Source organism: Grimontia hollisae CIP 101886, assembly GCF_000176515.1.
Lineage (GTDB): Bacteria > Pseudomonadota > Gammaproteobacteria > Enterobacterales > Vibrionaceae > Enterovibrio > Enterovibrio hollisae.
Window position 1 is genome coordinate 1,014,406 of record NZ_ADAQ01000013.1, and the last position, 16,733, is coordinate 1,031,138.

General features: G+C 49.0%; 17 protein-coding genes and 1 pseudogene. 11 read left to right on the forward strand and 7 right to left on the reverse strand.

What is annotated here, in order from left to right; translation table 11 throughout:
• The first annotated feature begins 105 nt into the window (after positions 1 to 105).
• The 3 genes and pseudogenes from secD to VHA_RS19170 form a co-directional block, all read left to right on the forward strand.
• Positions 106 to 1,932 (forward strand): protein translocase subunit SecD, encoded by a 1,827-nt coding sequence (secD, locus tag VHA_RS17470; RefSeq protein WP_081456044.1) that lies wholly within the window; start codon positions 106 to 108, stop codon positions 1,930 to 1,932.
• Positions 1,933 to 1,934: 2 nt separating this feature from the next.
• On the forward strand, positions 1,935 to 2,831 hold the full coding sequence (gene secF, locus VHA_RS17475) for a protein translocase subunit SecF (RefSeq protein ID WP_005506710.1): 897 nt from the start codon (positions 1,935 to 1,937) through the stop codon (positions 2,829 to 2,831).
• Between the two features lie 525 nt (positions 2,832 to 3,356).
• A pseudogene (locus VHA_RS19170) lies at positions 3,357 to 3,470 on the forward strand (protein disulfide oxidoreductase); the annotation flags it as partial.
• Between the two features lie 97 nt (positions 3,471 to 3,567).
• On the opposite strand, the gene zipA reads toward VHA_RS19170, so the two are convergent.
• The gene (gene zipA, locus VHA_RS17485) at positions 3,568 to 4,518 is read right to left on the reverse strand and encodes a cell division protein ZipA (protein WP_005506711.1); all 951 of its coding nucleotides are present in this window, start codon (positions 4,516 to 4,518) and stop codon (positions 3,568 to 3,570) included.
• Positions 4,519 to 5,030: 512 nt separating this feature from the next.
• On the opposite strand from zipA, the gene cysZ reads away from it, so the two are divergent.
• From cysZ to crr, 5 genes are all read left to right on the forward strand, one after another.
• Complete coding sequence (gene cysZ, locus VHA_RS17490) at positions 5,031 to 5,792, forward strand: sulfate transporter CysZ (RefSeq protein ID WP_005506712.1); 762 nt, start codon at positions 5,031 to 5,033, stop codon at positions 5,790 to 5,792.
• A gap of 197 nt (positions 5,793 to 5,989) precedes the next feature.
• On the forward strand, positions 5,990 to 6,958 hold the full coding sequence (cysK, locus tag VHA_RS17495) for a cysteine synthase A (protein WP_005506714.1): 969 nt from the start codon (positions 5,990 to 5,992) through the stop codon (positions 6,956 to 6,958).
• A 318-nt stretch (positions 6,959 to 7,276) separates the two neighbouring features.
• Positions 7,277 to 7,534, forward strand: coding sequence for an HPr family phosphocarrier protein (locus VHA_RS17500; protein ID WP_005506715.1), 258 nt, complete (start codon positions 7,277 to 7,279; stop codon positions 7,532 to 7,534).
• A 54-nt stretch (positions 7,535 to 7,588) separates the two neighbouring features.
• The gene (gene ptsI, locus VHA_RS17505) at positions 7,589 to 9,316 is read left to right on the forward strand and encodes a phosphoenolpyruvate-protein phosphotransferase PtsI (RefSeq protein ID WP_005506716.1); all 1,728 of its coding nucleotides are present in this window, start codon (positions 7,589 to 7,591) and stop codon (positions 9,314 to 9,316) included.
• A 42-nt stretch (positions 9,317 to 9,358) separates the two neighbouring features.
• Entirely contained in the window at positions 9,359 to 9,868 is a 510-nt protein-coding gene (gene crr / locus VHA_RS17510) for a PTS glucose transporter subunit IIA (RefSeq protein ID WP_005506717.1), read from the forward strand.
• 88 nt (positions 9,869 to 9,956) lie between these two features.
• Here the strand turns inward: crr and VHA_RS17515 are convergent, their stop codons facing one another.
• From VHA_RS17515 to VHA_RS17535, 5 genes are all read right to left on the reverse strand, one after another.
• Complete coding sequence (locus VHA_RS17515) at positions 9,957 to 12,398, reverse strand: beta-mannosidase (RefSeq protein ID WP_005506719.1); 2,442 nt, start codon at positions 12,396 to 12,398, stop codon at positions 9,957 to 9,959.
• 289 nt (positions 12,399 to 12,687) lie between these two features.
• Positions 12,688 to 13,584 carry a Dyp-type peroxidase gene (locus VHA_RS17520; protein ID WP_005506721.1) on the reverse strand — a complete coding sequence of 299 codons (897 nt, stop codon included), beginning with the start codon at positions 13,582 to 13,584 and terminating at the stop codon, positions 12,688 to 12,690.
• A gap of 109 nt (positions 13,585 to 13,693) precedes the next feature.
• A complete protein-coding gene (locus VHA_RS17525) occupies positions 13,694 to 14,089 on the reverse strand; it encodes a hypothetical protein (RefSeq protein WP_005506723.1) in 396 nt (131 codons plus the stop codon).
• On the reverse strand, positions 14,082 to 14,567 hold the full coding sequence (locus VHA_RS17530) for a DUF2919 domain-containing protein (RefSeq protein ID WP_005506725.1): 486 nt from the start codon (positions 14,565 to 14,567) through the stop codon (positions 14,082 to 14,084). Before VHA_RS17530 ends, VHA_RS17525 begins: the two co-directional genes overlap by 8 nt.
• Before the next feature lie 180 nt (positions 14,568 to 14,747).
• A complete protein-coding gene (locus VHA_RS17535) occupies positions 14,748 to 15,068 on the reverse strand; it encodes a heavy metal-binding domain-containing protein (protein ID WP_005506726.1) in 321 nt (106 codons plus the stop codon).
• Between the two features lie 122 nt (positions 15,069 to 15,190).
• Between VHA_RS17535 and VHA_RS17540 the strand changes: the two genes are divergently transcribed.
• Genes VHA_RS17540 through VHA_RS17550 form a run of 3 tightly spaced genes read left to right on the forward strand, consistent with a single transcriptional unit; the run spans position 15,191 to position 16,337 of the window.
• Positions 15,191 to 15,526, forward strand: coding sequence for a DUF2956 domain-containing protein (locus VHA_RS17540; protein WP_005506727.1), 336 nt, complete (start codon positions 15,191 to 15,193; stop codon positions 15,524 to 15,526).
• 13 nt (positions 15,527 to 15,539) lie between these two features.
• Complete coding sequence (locus VHA_RS17545) at positions 15,540 to 15,977, forward strand: DUF1499 domain-containing protein (RefSeq protein WP_005506728.1); 438 nt, start codon at positions 15,540 to 15,542, stop codon at positions 15,975 to 15,977.
• Positions 15,978 to 16,337, forward strand: coding sequence for an MmcQ/YjbR family DNA-binding protein (locus tag VHA_RS17550; RefSeq protein ID WP_005506729.1), 360 nt, complete (start codon positions 15,978 to 15,980; stop codon positions 16,335 to 16,337).
• 38 nt (positions 16,338 to 16,375) lie between these two features.
• On the opposite strand, the gene VHA_RS17555 is transcribed toward VHA_RS17550, so the two are convergent.
• On the reverse strand, positions 16,376 to 16,657 hold the full coding sequence (locus VHA_RS17555) for a winged helix-turn-helix domain-containing protein (protein WP_005506730.1): 282 nt from the start codon (positions 16,655 to 16,657) through the stop codon (positions 16,376 to 16,378).
• Between the last annotated feature and the right edge of the window lie 76 nt (positions 16,658 to 16,733).

The window sequence follows — 16,733 nt, forward strand, 5'->3', positions numbered from 1 at the left end:
TCTACGCTGATCCCTGTCAGCACACCCAACATGGCCGCAAATCACATTGCGGGCTGAAGATTTGATGTATTTGCCGTAAACAGTTTGCGGTAACGAGCGAGAGCTATGCAGAAAACAACACAAAATCGAGCAAATCGAACAACTCTGCTGAATCACTATTCAGCATGGAAGTATGTGGTACTGGTCACCACCATCATTGTCATGCTGTTCAGCGCACTGCCTTCCTGGTTTGGTGAGCATCCCGCCATCCTTATTTCACACAAAAGCACCACACCGTCAGCTGTCACTATCCAAACCCTGATGAATAACAAAGACATCGGTGTGACACGTATTGACCAGAAAGACAATACGACCACCGTTGTGTTGGAAAATGCCGACCAGCAAAATGTGGCAAAACAGATCCTGGCAAAACGCCTGCCTGAAGAGGACATTGTGGCCCTGGCAATGGTACCGGCGGCGCCCTCTTGGTTGCTCGATATGGGCTTTAAACCCATCAAACTTGGCCTTGATCTTCGCGGTGGCGTTCAGTTCCTGTTGGATGTTGATATGCAGCAGGTTTTCCATGCCCACGCAACCCAAGCAGCAGATGATATCCGTGACCATGCCAGGGAACTTCGCGTGCGCGGTGTGCGCGTTCAGGTGAACAGTGATGGCAACGTAAAGATTGTTGCACCTTCAGGCCACGCTGAAAGCGAGCTGCGCCAGTTCCTGCGTGAGCAATATCCACAATGGGACGTCAAAGGCCAAGGTGACAACACCCTGATCGCCAGCTTGAAAGAAACTGAAAAGCAAACGCTCACTAACCTTACGGTTCAACAGAACCTTCAAACCATGCGTTCACGCATCGAAGAGCTCGGCATCACAGAGGCGGCGGTTCAACGTCAGGGCGACCACCGCATTCGCATTGAGCTCCCCGGTGTGCAAGATCCTGCCGCCGCTAAAAACGTGATTGGTGCGACAGCAAGCCTTGCATTCTATGAGGTCGTCAGTGACAGCAAGCCGGGTTCGATAGTGATCCACGAGCAGGATGGACGCCCTGTTCACGTTAACCGTAAGCCGGTACTTTCCGGCGATCACATTGTCGATGCGCGTGCAAGCATGGGTGAGATGGGTATGCCGGAAGTGAACATCTCCCTTGATTCCACTGGCGGCAAGAAAATGTCGGACTTCTCCGCCAAACACATTGGCAAACCGATGGCGACCGCTTACAGCGAGTACAGCCGCAACGCGGAAGGAAAAGCAGAACAGACCACGTCCATCATCAGTGTGGCGACGATTCAATCCCAGCTCGGTAACCGGTTTCGGATTACCGGTGTTGGTACGTTATCTGACGCACAGGATTTAGCATTACTGCTGCGTGCAGGCTCCCTCACCGCGCCAGTCACCATTGTCGAAGAGCGCACCATTGGTCCTTCCCTCGGTGCAGAGAATATCCAGAACGGTTTTGCAGCGCTGGCAATGGGTATGGGGCTGACGCTTCTCTTTATGGCAGTGTGGTATCGCAAACTCGGCTGGGTCGCCAATCTGGCGCTGATCATCAACATGGTCATGTTGATTGGCTTGATTGCCCTGCTTCCAGGCGCAGTACTGACATTACCAGGGATTGCCGGCCTGGTACTCACTGTTGGTATGGCAGTGGACACTAACGTGCTTATCTTCGAACGCATAAAAGAGAAAATCCGTGAAGGCAGAAGCCTGGCGCAATCTATCGATTTAGGGTTCAGCAGTGCGTTCGCCACGATTCTGGACTCCAACATCACCACGCTGATTTCGGCAGCCACTCTTTACGCCATTGGTAATGGCCCCATTCAGGGTTTTGCCCTGACGCTGGGTTTAGGTTTGCTGACCAGTATGTTCACCGGCATTTTCGCCTCCCGGGCGGTGATCAATCTGGTTTGGGGTAAGGATTCACGTCGTGGTGTGAGGGTATAACCATGGTGACAATGAAAAATGCAACGAAACTTCGCCGTATCGGCAGTCTGATCTCCTGTGTGCTGATGGTACTCTCTGTTTTTTCCCTGGGTACCAAAGGGCTGAACTTTGGCCTCGATTTTACCGGCGGCATGATCAGTGAAGTTCGGCTTGATCCAGCGCTCACGGCAAACCACATTCAGGACAAACTGGAAGCTGCGCTCCACCAGCCTGTAACGGTAGTATCGGCAGGCGAGCCCGGTGACTGGATGCTACGTTACGCCGCCCCAGAGATGCTGGCCGAACAACCAGAACTGAAACCTATCCTGACGTCGTTCTCGCAAACCGTGGAAATGATTAATGTCAGTCTTGTCGGACCGCAAGTTGGACAGGAGCTGGCTGAACAGGGAGGATTGGCCGTACTGATCACCCTGCTGGTGATCCTGGGTTATCTGAGTTTCCGCTTCGAATGGCGTCTGGCATCCGGCGCACTCCTTGCGCTGGTACACGATGTGGTACTGCTGCTGGGCTTTTTCTCCTTCACCGAACTGGAGTTTAACCTGACTGTGTTGGCGGCATTGCTGGCAGTTCTGGGCTACTCACTCAACGATTCAATCATTATCTCTGACCGGATCCGCGAGTTGCTGAGAGCCAATGTGATCTTGCCTATTACTGAACTTAACAACCGTGCAATCGCCAATACGCTCTCACGTACCCTGATCACATCGGGCACCACACTGATCTCAGTGGGTTCACTGTGGCTGCTGGGCGGAGAGCCGCTTTATGGTTTCTCTGTGACCATGTTTATCGGTATCGTCGCCGGCACCTGGTCGACCATGACAGTGGCAACCATCATTCCTGAAATGACCAACCTGCGCCCTGAGCATTACATGCCCACACCGGTGTCTGAAGAGCCTTAATCACCTCATTCCAAGCCCGCCTTTGCGGGCTTTTTTACATTTATTTGTACTATTTGGGTCTTTTTACGGAAAGAGACTGAATGCTATTGCGGCCTTAAGACTCATAGAATGTCAGAGCCACTTGCAATCTCGCCCGGCGCCCAACAAAATGCCTGTGGAAATCGGAATAACATTGAAGAAAATGCATAGCAGGTCGACAAAACATCGCGCACAGTGGGCACTCGCCTTTGTTTGGTGGGTGATTTTCGTGTGCCTGTCGCAAAACGCCGGCCTCTTTCACGTATGCCCCCTGAAAACAGACGCCGTCCCCGGGCTTTCGCAACAAACCCCACAGGCAAACGAAAGCACAGCATCAGGCGATTGCGAACTGACAGAACACATGTTGTCTTCATCGACATTCAACTGGGACAACATCACACTTTCTCTTTTAGTCCTGGTGCTCGCATTTGCCGGTGCTTGGACTCAAGCTCAGCAGTGTGGTCAGCGCGCAAGGCCTTGAGAAAGCGACAGTTCGTAAGCAGTTTCTGGGACGTTCGGGCCACGCCCACTATCGTTGTCGTCAAAGCGGGCAAGATTGCCTCAATCACTACAGGGATCACCACACCTCCCGGTTTACTGGCCCGCCTCTGGCTGGCATAACGCATTCAATGAAAGGCTTTTACTAATAAAAAGAGACTGGCACCGATAAAAACGCCCCCTCAGTTGTTGAGGGGGCGTTTTTCGTTAACTCTTCCCATTACGCATGGGCGTGGAAGCGTTTAATTTTTTCACGGTAACTATCCAGACGCTGTGGCGTCATCATGTTACGGTTGTCGTCAGTCACCAGTCCCCCAAGTTGATCGGCAACCTGCTGCGCGGTTTGTAACATCAGCTTAAAGTTTTGTTCCGCTTCGCCATAACAGGGCAACGTCATAAAGAAAGTAATCCCCGGCGTTGTAAACTGATGAATCGTTGCCAATGGAAAGCTACCTGGATTGAACATATTCGCGGCACTGAAAAGCACTTTTCCGGTACCGGCTAAATCGGCATGGCGGTGGAAGATCTCCATCTCACCGAAGATCATGCCATGCTGTTCCAGGCAGTTGATCAGCTCTTCGCCATTAAACTCGGCATTGTTGCTGGCCTGCACATTCATGATCAGAACCTGCTGTTCAGGCTCTTTCGGCGCGTCTTCGACCATTTCCTCTGCAATAGGCTCAACCGTTTCCACCAGCTCGCTGTGCAAAAGCTTAGCATCCTCAGCGACTTCCTTTGTAAGCCCAGTTTCTACGTCTGGAGAGTCTACAACAGGCTTTTCTACAGTTTGTGGCGTTTTTTCGAGATCAACATCGGCATCAGCCGCAGAGAATGTCGGCAAAGGTAAATCTTCCTGATCTTTTTCCCGAACAGCGGTGGTTTCATCCTGCCCGGCAAAAAGAGGATCGACATCAGGTTTTTCCCCGAAATGTAACCCAGGCTCTTTACGCTCTGTTTTGGGGTTTTCACTGCTGCCAGCTTTGAGCACACGAATAGAACCAATTCCATCCTGGTCAAACCCTGAATCGTCCTTTTTCCTTAACTTGCCAATGGGCTTTTCACCAAACTTGGCAGGTTTCTCTTTACGGCTGGTCCACAAGCCATGGAGCAACAACGCGGCGATAGCCACCGCCCCCAAAATGATTAAAACAAGGCGCAATTCCTGCATCATTTAATCTCAGCATTTATCCAATTAACGACGAGAGTCCGCGAGCGGTTGTGACCTATCTAAACACCTCGGTACAACCTTTGGCAATGTCGCACATACAAATTGCTGACTACTGTACCAAAAAGCGTGTAAAAGTTAACGTCCATACCGCGAGAACACTGAAAAAGTCACTGCTCTCACAGCGAAAACACCCCGCCAGCATACATTAAACAAATTCACTACCCTGTTTGACAATATGATGGCTCAATAATTCACCAGTGGTATAAATTGCCACTTTATGGTCTAAAAAGATAACATAAGTGTATACATCATCTCTTCGCGTGACATTAACGAAAAAACCAATATCTTCAACACTGGCCACACACGGTGGTTGAATCGGACCTTTTCTTCATTTTACCAGCAAGAGAGGTTTCAATTGGATCAAATCTTGCTTAAGCAGCCCAAAATCATATTGATTGTCATCACCTCAACGTTCGAAACTCGCTTTTAGATGTTTGGGTAAACAAGGAGACACTATGACCCCAAGCCAGATGGCCAAGCAGCCGGTTTCCGGTGCCAGTTACTTTATCCGCGGTTTCTCCCTTGCTTTCACACCGGGGATCCGTCGCTTCGTGATTATTCCTTTAATCGTCAACCTGCTGTTAATGGGCACATTGATTGGCGTTGTCCTCTCGCAGCTAAGTGACTGGATAAACGGCTGGTTATCCTATCTGCCAGACATGCTTAACTGGCTTTCTTATGTGTTGTGGCCCTTGCTTGCCATCGCGGTGCTGGTGATTTGCTCTTATTTTTTCAGCACAGTCGCCAATTGGATAGCCGCCCCCTTTAATGGCCTTCTTTCCGAGCATCTCGAAGCCAAACTTACTGGCAAACGCCCACCCGATGATGGCTTGACAGGCATCATCAAGGATTTGCCACGGGTGTTTAAACGAGAATGGCAGAAACTGGCCTATTACCTGCCGAAAGCGCTGGGATTATTACTATTGATGTGGATTCCCGCTATCGGCCAGACACTTGGCCCGGTACTTTGGTTTTTGTTCAGTGCCTGGATGATGGGTATACAGTACTGTGATTATCCATTCGATAACCACCGTGTCTCTTTCCCTCACATGAAGGCGACACTTCGTGAACACAAAGGCTCTACGATGAGTTTTGGCGCCTTAGTGATGGTGTTCACCATGACTCCCATTCTCAACCTCTTTGTTATGCCTGCCGCCGTTTGTGGTGCAACAGCGATGTGGGTAGATAAATACCGCAGTGATCTTGCCAGATACTAAGTTCTTATTCCTGCAAGAAAAAAACACCTTTGTCTCAATAGGCAAAGGTGTTTTTTCTTTGCACGCTATATTTTATGCACACTGATTCTAAAAAATACGCGATAACAATAAGATATAACTAACGATTCCTTTGCTTTAAACCAAATATGGATATGCTGAAATGCGTCAATACCGTGCAAACCGAAGGAACTGAGAAGATGGGTAAAATTTACGAAGATAATTCAACCACCATCGGCAACACGCCGCTGGTAAGGCTAAACCGTGTATCTAACGGCAAAGTGCTGGTAAAAATTGAAGCGCGCAACCCGAGCTTTAGCGTTAAGTGCCGTATCGGCGCAAACATGATTTGGGATGCAGAAAAAAGTGGCAAACTGAAACCGGGCGTTGAGCTGGTTGAACCAACCAGTGGTAACACTGGCATTGCGCTTGCCTATGTTGCGGCAGCCCGGGGTTACAAGCTGACACTGACCATGCCAGAGTCAATGAGCCTTGAGCGTCGTAAACTGCTGAAAGCGTTGGGAGCAAACCTGGTACTGACTGAAGCCGCGAAAGGCATGAAAGGGGCCATTGCCAAAGCAGAAGAGATTGTCGCTACCGACCCAGCAAAATTCCTGATGTTGCAACAGTTCAACAATCCGGCAAACCCGGAAATCCATGAAAAGACCACAGGCCCGGAAATCTGGGAAGACACAGAAGGCGAAATCGATGTATTTGTTTCCGGTGTCGGTACGGGAGGCACCCTGACCGGTGTAAGCCGTTACATCAAAAAAACCAAAGGAAAGGCCATCACCACCGTGGCGGTTGAACCTGCAGAATCACCCGTCATTACCCAAACTATTAATGGTGAAGACGTGCAACCTGCCCCACACAAAATCCAAGGCATCGGCGCAGGCTTTGTACCGGGTAACCTGGATTTGTCACTGGTAGACAAAACGGTACTGGTCACATCAGATGAAGCAATCGCAATGGCACGCCGCCTGATGGAAGAAGAAGGCATCCTGGCAGGTATCTCTTCTGGTGCAGCCGTTGTGGCTGCTAACAAGATTGCTGCTTTGCCTGAATTCGCAGACAAAAACATTGTCACCATCCTGCCAAGTTCTGGTGAGCGTTATCTGAGTACAGCTCTGTTTGCCGGCATCTTCACAGAGCTCGAAAATCAGCAATAACAGCCATCGGGCACCTAGACCCAATCATATGATTGGCAACGATAAAGCCCCCTTTGGGGCTTTTTTGTTTGATTTTTTAAGCTTGCTCTAGTAAAAATTCCTCGCCCTTTATTTTTGGGCTCAAAAATAATGAGCGCCTCACCTGTGAGTCAGGTGTCGTTTTGATCGAAAATGTCACAGAAGTTTGACTTGGATTAAGCTAGGGCACTCAAATCTTGGTTAGTTTATCGTCCATCGATAGCCAAAACTGACCAATCAGTTTAAGCTAACCGAATATTTAATACATAAACCTAAATAAATAATGTATCGGGGTAAAACATGTATCAAAAGCAAGTAGAAATCACTGCTGAAAACGGTCTGCACACTCGTCCTGCGGCTCAGTTTGTTAAAGAAGCCAAGAGCTTTGACGCAAAAATCACTGTAGAATCTGGCGGTAAAGAAGCTAGCGCTACCAGCCTGTTCAAGCTGCAAACTCTGGGTCTGACCAAGGGTACTGTTGTTACTATCAAAGCGGAAGGTGCACAAGCTCAAGAAGCCGTTGATCACCTGGTTAAGCTGATGGACGAGCTGGAATAATCCAGCTCTATTTCTATCCATTAGTATTTCAATTGATCAATGTAGGATAAGGCTATGATTTCAGGTATCCTGGCATCTCCTGGTATTGCTTTTGGTAAAGCGCTGCTACTCCAAGAAGACGACATCGTCATCAACAAAAATCCAGTTCCAGCTGACCAGCTAGACGCAGAAATCGCACGTTTATACGACGCACGCGAAAAATCTAAACAGCAACTTGAAGTGATTAAAAACAAAGCGCGCGAAACTTTCGGCGAAGAGAAAGAAGCGATCTTTGAAGGTCACATCATGCTGCTTGAAGATGAAGAGCTAGAAGAAGAAATCATAGCTTTCATTAAGGACAACAATGCTGCTGCTGAATACGCAATCTATAGCGTCATCGAAGAGCAAGCCACTACCCTAGAGTCTTTGGACGACGAATACCTGAAAGAGCGTGCAACTGACATCCGTGACATCGGCTCACGCTTTATCAAAAACGCACTGGGTATCAACATCGTTTCACTGAGCGCCATCAATGAAGAAGTGATCCTGGTTGCTAACGACCTGACACCGTCTGAAACCGCACAAATCAATCTGGACTATGTGCTGGGCTTTATTACTGACATCGGTGGCCGTACATCACACACGTCAATCATGGCCCGTTCTCTGGAATTGCCGGCGATCGTGGGCACCAACGACATCACTAAACGTGTGAAAAATGGCGACATGCTGGTGCTTGATGCCATCAATAACCAAATTGTGATAAACCCAAGTGAAGAAGAACTAAACAAATTCAAAGCGATCCGTGACACTTTCTTGGCAGAGAAAGAAGAGCTGGCAAAACTGAAAGATTTGCCAGCTATCACCTTGGATGGTCACCAAGTCGAAGTCTGCGGTAACATCGGCACAGTGAAAGACTGTGACGGTGTAAACCGTAACGGTGGGGAAGGTGTTGGCCTGTACCGTACCGAGTTCCTGTTCATGGACCGCGATGCACTGCCTACTGAAGAAGAACAATACAGAGCGTATAAAGAAGTGGCAGAAGCTATGCATGGCCACCCTGTGATCATCCGTACGATGGACATTGGTGGTGACAAAGATCTGCCATACATGGATCTGCCAAAAGAAATGAACCCTTTCCTGGGTTGGCGTGCGGTTCGCATCAGCTTGGATCGTCGTGAAATTCTTCGTGACCAGCTACGTGCAATCCTGCGTGCGTCGGCACACGGTAAACTCCGCGTGATGTTCCCAATGATCATCTCTGTCGAAGAAATCCGCGAGCTGAAAAAAGCGATTGAAGAATACAAAGCAGAACTGCGTGCTGAAAGCCTGGCATTCGACGAGAACATCGAAATTGGTGTCATGGTTGAAACACCTGCTGCTGCTGCAATCGCTCACCACCTTGCAAAAGAAGTTGACTTCTTTAGCATTGGTACAAACGACTTAACCCAGTATACTCTTGCGGTTGACCGTGGTAATGAGCTGATCTCTCACCTTTACAACCCACTGTCGCCAGCGGTACTGACCGTTATCAAGCAAGTTATTGACGCTTCTCATAAAGAAGGGAAATGGACGGGCATGTGCGGTGAACTCGCCGGCGATGAGCGCGCAACTCTGCTGCTGATGGGTATGGGTCTTGATGAGTTCAGCATGAGTGGTATCTCTATCCCACGCATCAAGAAGATCATCCGTAATGCTAACTTTGCTGATGTTAAAGCAATGGCGGAAGAAGCACTGGCAATGCCTACAGCAGAAGAAATCGCTGCTCACGTAGAAAAATTCATTGCCGAGAACACTGTCTGCTAAGATAGAGCAGCAAAGTATTGATAACGCTTAGGAGCAAACACTATGGGTCTGTTTGACAAACTGAAGAAGCTGGTTTCCGATGACAGCAACGATGCTGGCGCAATTGAAATTATCGCACCACTGTCTGGTGAAATCGTAAACATCGAAGACGTGCCAGACGTTGTTTTCGCTGAGAAAATCGTGGGTGATGGTATCGCGATCAAACCAGCTGGCGACAAAATGGTTGCACCAGTAAACGGTACCATTGGTAAGATTTTCGAAACTAACCACGCATTCTCTATCGAATCTGAAGACGGCATCGAGCTGTTTGTTCACTTTGGTATTGATACCGTTGAGTTGAAAGGTGAAGGCTTCAAACGTATTGCTGAGGAAGGTCAGACTGTGAAAGTTGGCGACCCAATCATCGAGTTTGATCTGGCGATGCTGGAAGAGAAAGCGAAGTCTACCCTGACTCCTGTTGTTATCTCTAACATGGACGAAATCAAAGAGCTGAACAAGCTTTCTGGTACAGTTTCTGTTGGTGAAACACCAGTACTGCGTATCAAGAAGTAACGCTTGTTGTGCTAGAAAAAGCGCAGCCTTCCCGGTTGCGCTTTTTTGTGTCCAACATTTGGGCGAACATCAACTGCCCAATCAGTTATCAGTATGAACCAGCCAACTGATATACATGAAGGCCAGCATTCAACGCATCAATATCTGCACTGCCGATATAACTCACCGTCACTGGAGAACAAGGCATCAGGGTGAAGCTGCTGTCACTGAAACGCCCTTCCCCTTCATACTCAAGGTGGACAAAGAAAGCAGGCAGATCGCTTGTTAGCGTCACCAACAAACTGCCATCACACTCTGCCACATCCACGGTAATATCAGCCTTTGGTAACGGTAAGCGCTTGTAGATATCATCAAACCAGGTATTGGCAAAACGGGTGCCTTCCACGTCAATCTCGACATGGAAAAAGCCCTTGTGTTGACGCTCGTTGATCATGTTGCGGTCACACTGCCAAACCATCTGGTTGTCGTCTTCGCCCAAACACGCCTCTACCGGCCAGGTATCAATCACCTCACCCAGCCAGTCGTACCAAGTCACCTGACCATTCACTTCACAGCGTCGATGCTCATCGTTTATGAGGTGTAAATTCAGTGCATTGTCTTCTTCCACAAACACGGCAGCCTGTGGGGCAAAGAAACGCTTGGCGTGGTAGTGAAGCTGTTTCCAGCGGCCGGTGTATTCGATGCTTGACCAGGAACTGACAGGCCAACAATCGTTAAGTTGCCAATAGAGAATGCCCCGGCATACCGGCTTATTGGCACGCCAGTACTCACTGGCAGTTTTGATTGCCAGCGCCTGTTGTACCTGACTGAGATACAGCATTTGCGCAAAGTTTTTCGGAAAACGGAAATAGCGGGTGAACATTTCGGTGATGATACTGTTGCCTCGGCCGTTTTTTTGGTGTTGCTCAAATGTTGGTGATGTAACATTCCAATCTTCTTGCGCTGCAAAGGTTTTCACTGTTGGCAGTGATGGCCAGGACTGGTAACCAAACTCACTGCAAAAACGTGGTTTGATGTTGTGGTAGGCATCGAAGGATTTGCCGGAGTGCCACACATCCCAGAAGTGCATGTCGCCTTTATTGTCATCATGCCAGGCATCACCGAAGTCTAGCTCGCCATTGCATGGTGAACTTGCCCAGAATCGGCGCGATGGATCTTCTCGCTCCACCACGTCCTGCAGCACGCGATTGAGGCGATCATAGTTAACGACGTATTTTTCACGGTTGGATTTTGATTCCGGATACCAGCCAATCGCACCAATCACTTCGTTGTCACCACACCACAGGGCCAGTGAAGGATGGTCACTCAGGCGACGTACCTGATACACCACTTCCTGCTCAACATCTTTGATAAAGCTAGGTGTGGAAGGATAAAGGGCACAGGCAAACATCAGATCCTGCCAGACCATCAGGCCAAGCTCGTCGCAAAGCTCATAGAAACAATCACGCTCGTACATGCCGCCGCCCCAGACACGGATCATATTCATGTTGGCAGCTTTGGCATCTTCCAGCAAACGGCGGTAACGCACCGGCGTCTGCTTGCCCGGCATCGCATCCAGCGGGATCCAGTTAGCCCCTTTTGCCATGATGGCTTTCCCGTTCACCATAAAGGTCATCGCCGAGCCGGCCTCGTCCTGTGTGGTATCAAGGTGTAGTTCTCTTAAGCCTATACGTTTGGAGATCTGCTGACCATCCACCGACACAATAAGTGTGTAGAGCGGCTGGTTACCGTAGCCTGCTGGCCACCAGCACTCAGGATCAGAGATGGAAAAAGTACATGCTGTTGTGCCACGGGTGACATCCAAAAACTGTGTCCATCGCTCTCCGGAAGGCGAGATGAGCTCGCAGACTGCATTAACAGCATTAGGAGTCAGGGAGGAACAATCGACAGACACTGCCAAATCGCACTGGCCATTGCTGTGCCATTGTTGGGAAGTTCTGATGTGATTCAACCGCACCTGATTCACGGGCTGAAGTCGAACCGAATCATAGATACCGCTAGCCAAAAGGCATATTCCCCAATCCCATCCTGCATGGCACTGGGTTTTACGCAGCGTATTCATATGGGGGATCTGGTTATTGCCTTCAGCCCATGGCACGGGAAATGGAAGACGCCCAGCACGCGCCTTGGCTTCAAGATCGGCGCGCTTTAGCGTCACTGTCAGGGTATTGATACCTTCATGGAGGTGATGACGAATATCCGTGCGGTACTCACGAAACATATTACTGCACAGCAGGACCACTTCTCCATTGACGGCGACAGAGGCCACTGTATCGACCATGCTAAGGATAAGATCAACCCCGGACACTTCCAATGATCCGGCCGCCAGATTAAATGACGTTTCCAACTGCCAGTCGTGCTCACTGACCCATTGGACCAGACTTTCATTGCAGCCATAATAAGGATCGGGAATTCTCCCTGCCGCCAACAAAGCACTATGAATATCACCGGGGATTTGGATAGGGACAGAAATCTCACCGTCCGTTAGGGATGTCAGGCGCCATTCACCATTAAGCAATATTTGGGTCACGCTATTTCTCCGCACTCAGTAAAAGAGAGTTCGCGAAACGTCATGTTCTGGAGACGACAATCAGGGAGATTTCCAACGACTCTCTAAAAAGAAGAACAAGGCAGAGAACACCATAGAAGCGGTTATCCGTCGAGAGAAAAACAGCAAGCCATGAAGGACAATTATTGATTCCAAACGCTGGCTCAAAGAATCGAAAAACGCGGTTTAAGCAAGGTCACAAATTGACAAAGAAAAAGCACCGGCCTGCGGTGCTTTCATTGTTATCAGGTGTTTTCAATACATTGAAATATCAGATATTTTTCAATATTTCCATTGAAGGCGCATAGAAATAAGCCCCCGTCACTGGCGTGGTGAATCTAAGCAGCATATCGGTTTTGCCATCACGCTCACCAAACATGCTCTCCAATAGGGTTTTATGCACGTGTTGTGTGCGGCAATACGCCAGAAACAGCAGACCGTGCTCACCGGAAACAGAACCGTAAGGCAGGCTGTGGCGCACCATTTTCAGCCCTTTACCGTCTTCTTTGATATCAACACGGCCGACATGCGATTGGGCTGGCACATCGTCAAGTTCGACAGAATCCGCCTTGGTCCGTCCAATTACTTTTTCCTGTTGTTCAACAGACATCGGTTCCCAGGCAGCCAGTTTGTGCACATAGCGTTGCACCATCACCACACTGCCACCCGCACATTCGCCCTCTGCGATAATGGCCACATTGCGGCGTGCCTCTTCCCCTTGCGGATTTTCAGTGCCATCGATGAAACCTGTCATATCACGGGAATCGAGATAGCGGTATCCATAGGTTTCATCTATCACATTTACCAATGATGCAATCGGTGACAGGAACTTGCGTAGCAGGAAGAAGTTAAGGTCATGGCGGTTTGAGTGCGCATGCAAGAAAATATCGCAATCAGTGGCTGGAGCATAAGTATCACCCTCGCCAAGCGGTCGAAATTCAGTAAAGTTTTCCGGTGTGGCAATCTTGTTTGCCGCACAGAATGAAGGCGAGAAAGAAACGGCCGCTTTCAGATCTGCACCGGGCTGCTGCGCATTGATTTCATCAACAAGAGAGTGAAGCGTACGACACTGTGCCAGGACATCAGAGATAGCGCCCGTCACCTTTAATACTGTATAGAGCGCAAAAGGCCCTGTTTCAGCGACAATTGCCGGTTGAGAAACCGCCATGTGTTACCTCCAAAAAAACTATTTGTTCTCATTTCAGTGATAAGAAATAGCATATCACTGGTGAGAGTCAGAGGCTTTGTTTTAGATCGGGAAAGTGGGCTTTGTGTTCTTACACCGACATAATTTCAACCTTCAGAGAAGCAAACTCATCCAATTGCTCGTTACTTTGGTTGATGGAAGCGGGCGTATTTAACCCAGCGCTCACCACGGGGGACATGATAGTACGCCATCCACCATCATCACACTGCTCCTGAACCAAAAGGGAAATTTTCACTTCATCAGCCGTCACTTCCAGTAATTCAGCTTTACCAATGATCGCCCTTGTCTCTTCACCATTGTCAAACAACACTGTCTCTTCACCCGGCACCAAAGAGACTGACGTCTGCGCACGGTGCTGTTTTCCTGCTCTATCCATCTCAAAGTGCACATCAACCTGCCAATCAGCCATGGCCAGTGGGCTTAGCATTGCGCTGAACAAGACAAGCCCTTTTTTCCACTCATTCATTTTTTTCTACTCTTGATATCGGGGCTTTAAACAAAAACTGCATGCGGCGACTCCTTAACAGGTAAAAAAACAGCCAAACCGCTATCAGCAACATCAGCGCGCCATGCCAGTGAAAGGCCCAATGTTCTACCATCAGGTGCCTTACCTGCAGTATCAGATCACCGGACAACGCAGCTAAAAGAATGATTTTCCCACCCCGCCAAATCCGCCCGAAAAAGGGCGGGTAACGGTGAAGGTTCCCTGCCACCAGCATCAGTGCGACAGCCGGAAAACCCAGAGCCAATCCCAAATAGAATACGTCATGGCTGGGATAAAACAGTGCGAGCAAATCCTTGCCTTGCTCACGGCTAACGCCTGCGACCACAAACACCAGCCAAGCTCTTGCCAGAAAAAAGCAGGTCAGCCAGAACATCAGGTTTGGCTTGGCATTGCCGTGTTTGTCATAGTCGTCAGGAGAGGGGTACAAAAGCGTGTTCATCAATTTATTGTCTTTAGGGTTATTGTCTGTGACACCTGATGGCGATCAGACACATTAAAAAACAGTGTTCATAACCCTCCACATCACTCTGTCAGCAATTAACATAGCAACCAAGCCCTAGCACATTATTTTGCGGAGTGGCGCAACAATTTTCAGCCAAGGCTTTTATCTTGCTCCCATTTATCCAAGAGTGACGGCAGTGCCGCTGACACTCACCATCAACATACCGCCATTCGGGCCGACGACCTCATAATCAAGGTCGATACCCACAACAGCATTGCCACCGACTTCCCGCGCCCGTTCACGTAATTCCTGAAACGCAATCTCACGGGCTTTTGCCAACTCTTGTTCATAAGCGGCAGAGCGGCCGCCGACAATGTCGCGGATGCTGGCAAAAATATCTTTAAACAAATTGGCGCCAAGAATAGCTTCTCCTACCACCACGCCGTGATACTGTGTGATTTCCCGCCCCTGCACTGTCGGTGTTGTCGTTAAAATCACTTGTTCTTCTCCTTTTTAACTGGGTTATCACTTTGACACGATTCTCAGATTTTGGTTTCGTGACAAATCGTTATCATCGGTATAATCCCTTACTACGTACTGCAACAAAAGATAAATATACGATGAGTAATGCGTCGCCATCACCGGAAACACAACAAGAAGCCATGAAAATTGCCAAGGCCACCCAAAAACCGGGGCAAACCAAGGAGCAGACCAAGCTTATTGCCCAAGGCATCGAGAAAGGCATTGCGTTATACAAAAAACAACAAAAAGCCAAAGCGCGGGAACGTGATAAGGAACGGAAAAAGCAGCGCAAACAAAAGCAGTCGATTGTTGGACATGACCATAATGTGACTGAAACCGAACACGCTTCGCCGACATCACGCAACCTTCTGCCATGGGTACTGCTGGTGCTCAGCTGGGCGGGGTTTGCCGTATTCGTATTGAGCAACCAATAACAGGGACATCGCCATGAAAAAAACGCTTTCTACCGCTATTGTCGGTGCCACACTCTTATTGATATTTGGATGCGCACAAGGAGATGAAAGCGTGACTGATAAATCCCGAACCCCTTGCGGCGACAAGCCTAATTGTGTGTCGACCCTGGATACCCGTGATGCATTCCGTGTCGAGCCCTTTGAACTGGAACAAGGAATGTCACTGGCACCGGTACTGGAGGTCGCCCTCGGCATGCCGGGCACCCGTTTGGGAACCCAGGAACCGGGGTACGCGCGTGTAGAGTGTGTCAGTAAAATCCTGCGCTTTGTTGATGATTTAGAGCTTCGTATTGATGGCAACCAGCTTATTGTGCGTTCTGAATCCCGCGTGGGGTATTCGGATTTTGGCGTGAACCGCAAGCGTGTTGAAACTCTGCGTAACGCATTGAAGGAGAAAGGGATCATCAAGTAAATGGATATCCCTGCACTTAAAGCTTATTGTGAATCATTGGTTGGTATCCGGCATGATACCAAATGGGGCGGCGTTGATGTTTACAGCGTGCACCAGACCAAAATGGTATGCATCTTTTACGATGGTGGGAAAATGGCCTGCAAGGTGCCGGAAGATTTATTCATCATGATGGCAGGGATCCCTGGTTGTCGGCCTGCGCCACACCTGGCAAGGGCGGGATGGATAGAATTTGGCGAACACTGCCCCTTGCCAACCGACGAGTTACAAAACATCATCTCCCGCTCGTGGCATTTGGTAGTAAACAAGCTACCCAAGTATGTTCAAAACGCCCTGAGGCCAGGAACACTCGACGCATCGTAAACGAGAAAACGCAGGCTTTTGTTACTGCGTTTTTTGTTTCACACCGTCAGAGTCCCCATGATCTCCTGCTTACGCTCCTCAACCCATTCGCGCTTGAATGGCCCCCAGTCAGTCAGGCGATAATAACCATCGTTATGGCGGCGCCCATCCTGAATAAAAGAGAGTTCAATACCTAACCCGGCCAGCGATTTGATCACATCTTGTATCGTACGGCGTGGCCAACCTGTGGCTTCAATTAAACGCGGAACGTTAGGGCGTTCCATCTCTTCAACCAAAAAAGCGAGATACAGTCTTCTTGCAAAAACCGGATTCAGTTCCATTGAGACCTCCTAATTATGACTGTTTCCCATTATTCAATGAATTGCAAAGGAGATATTGCGCTTGATCAAACTGAAT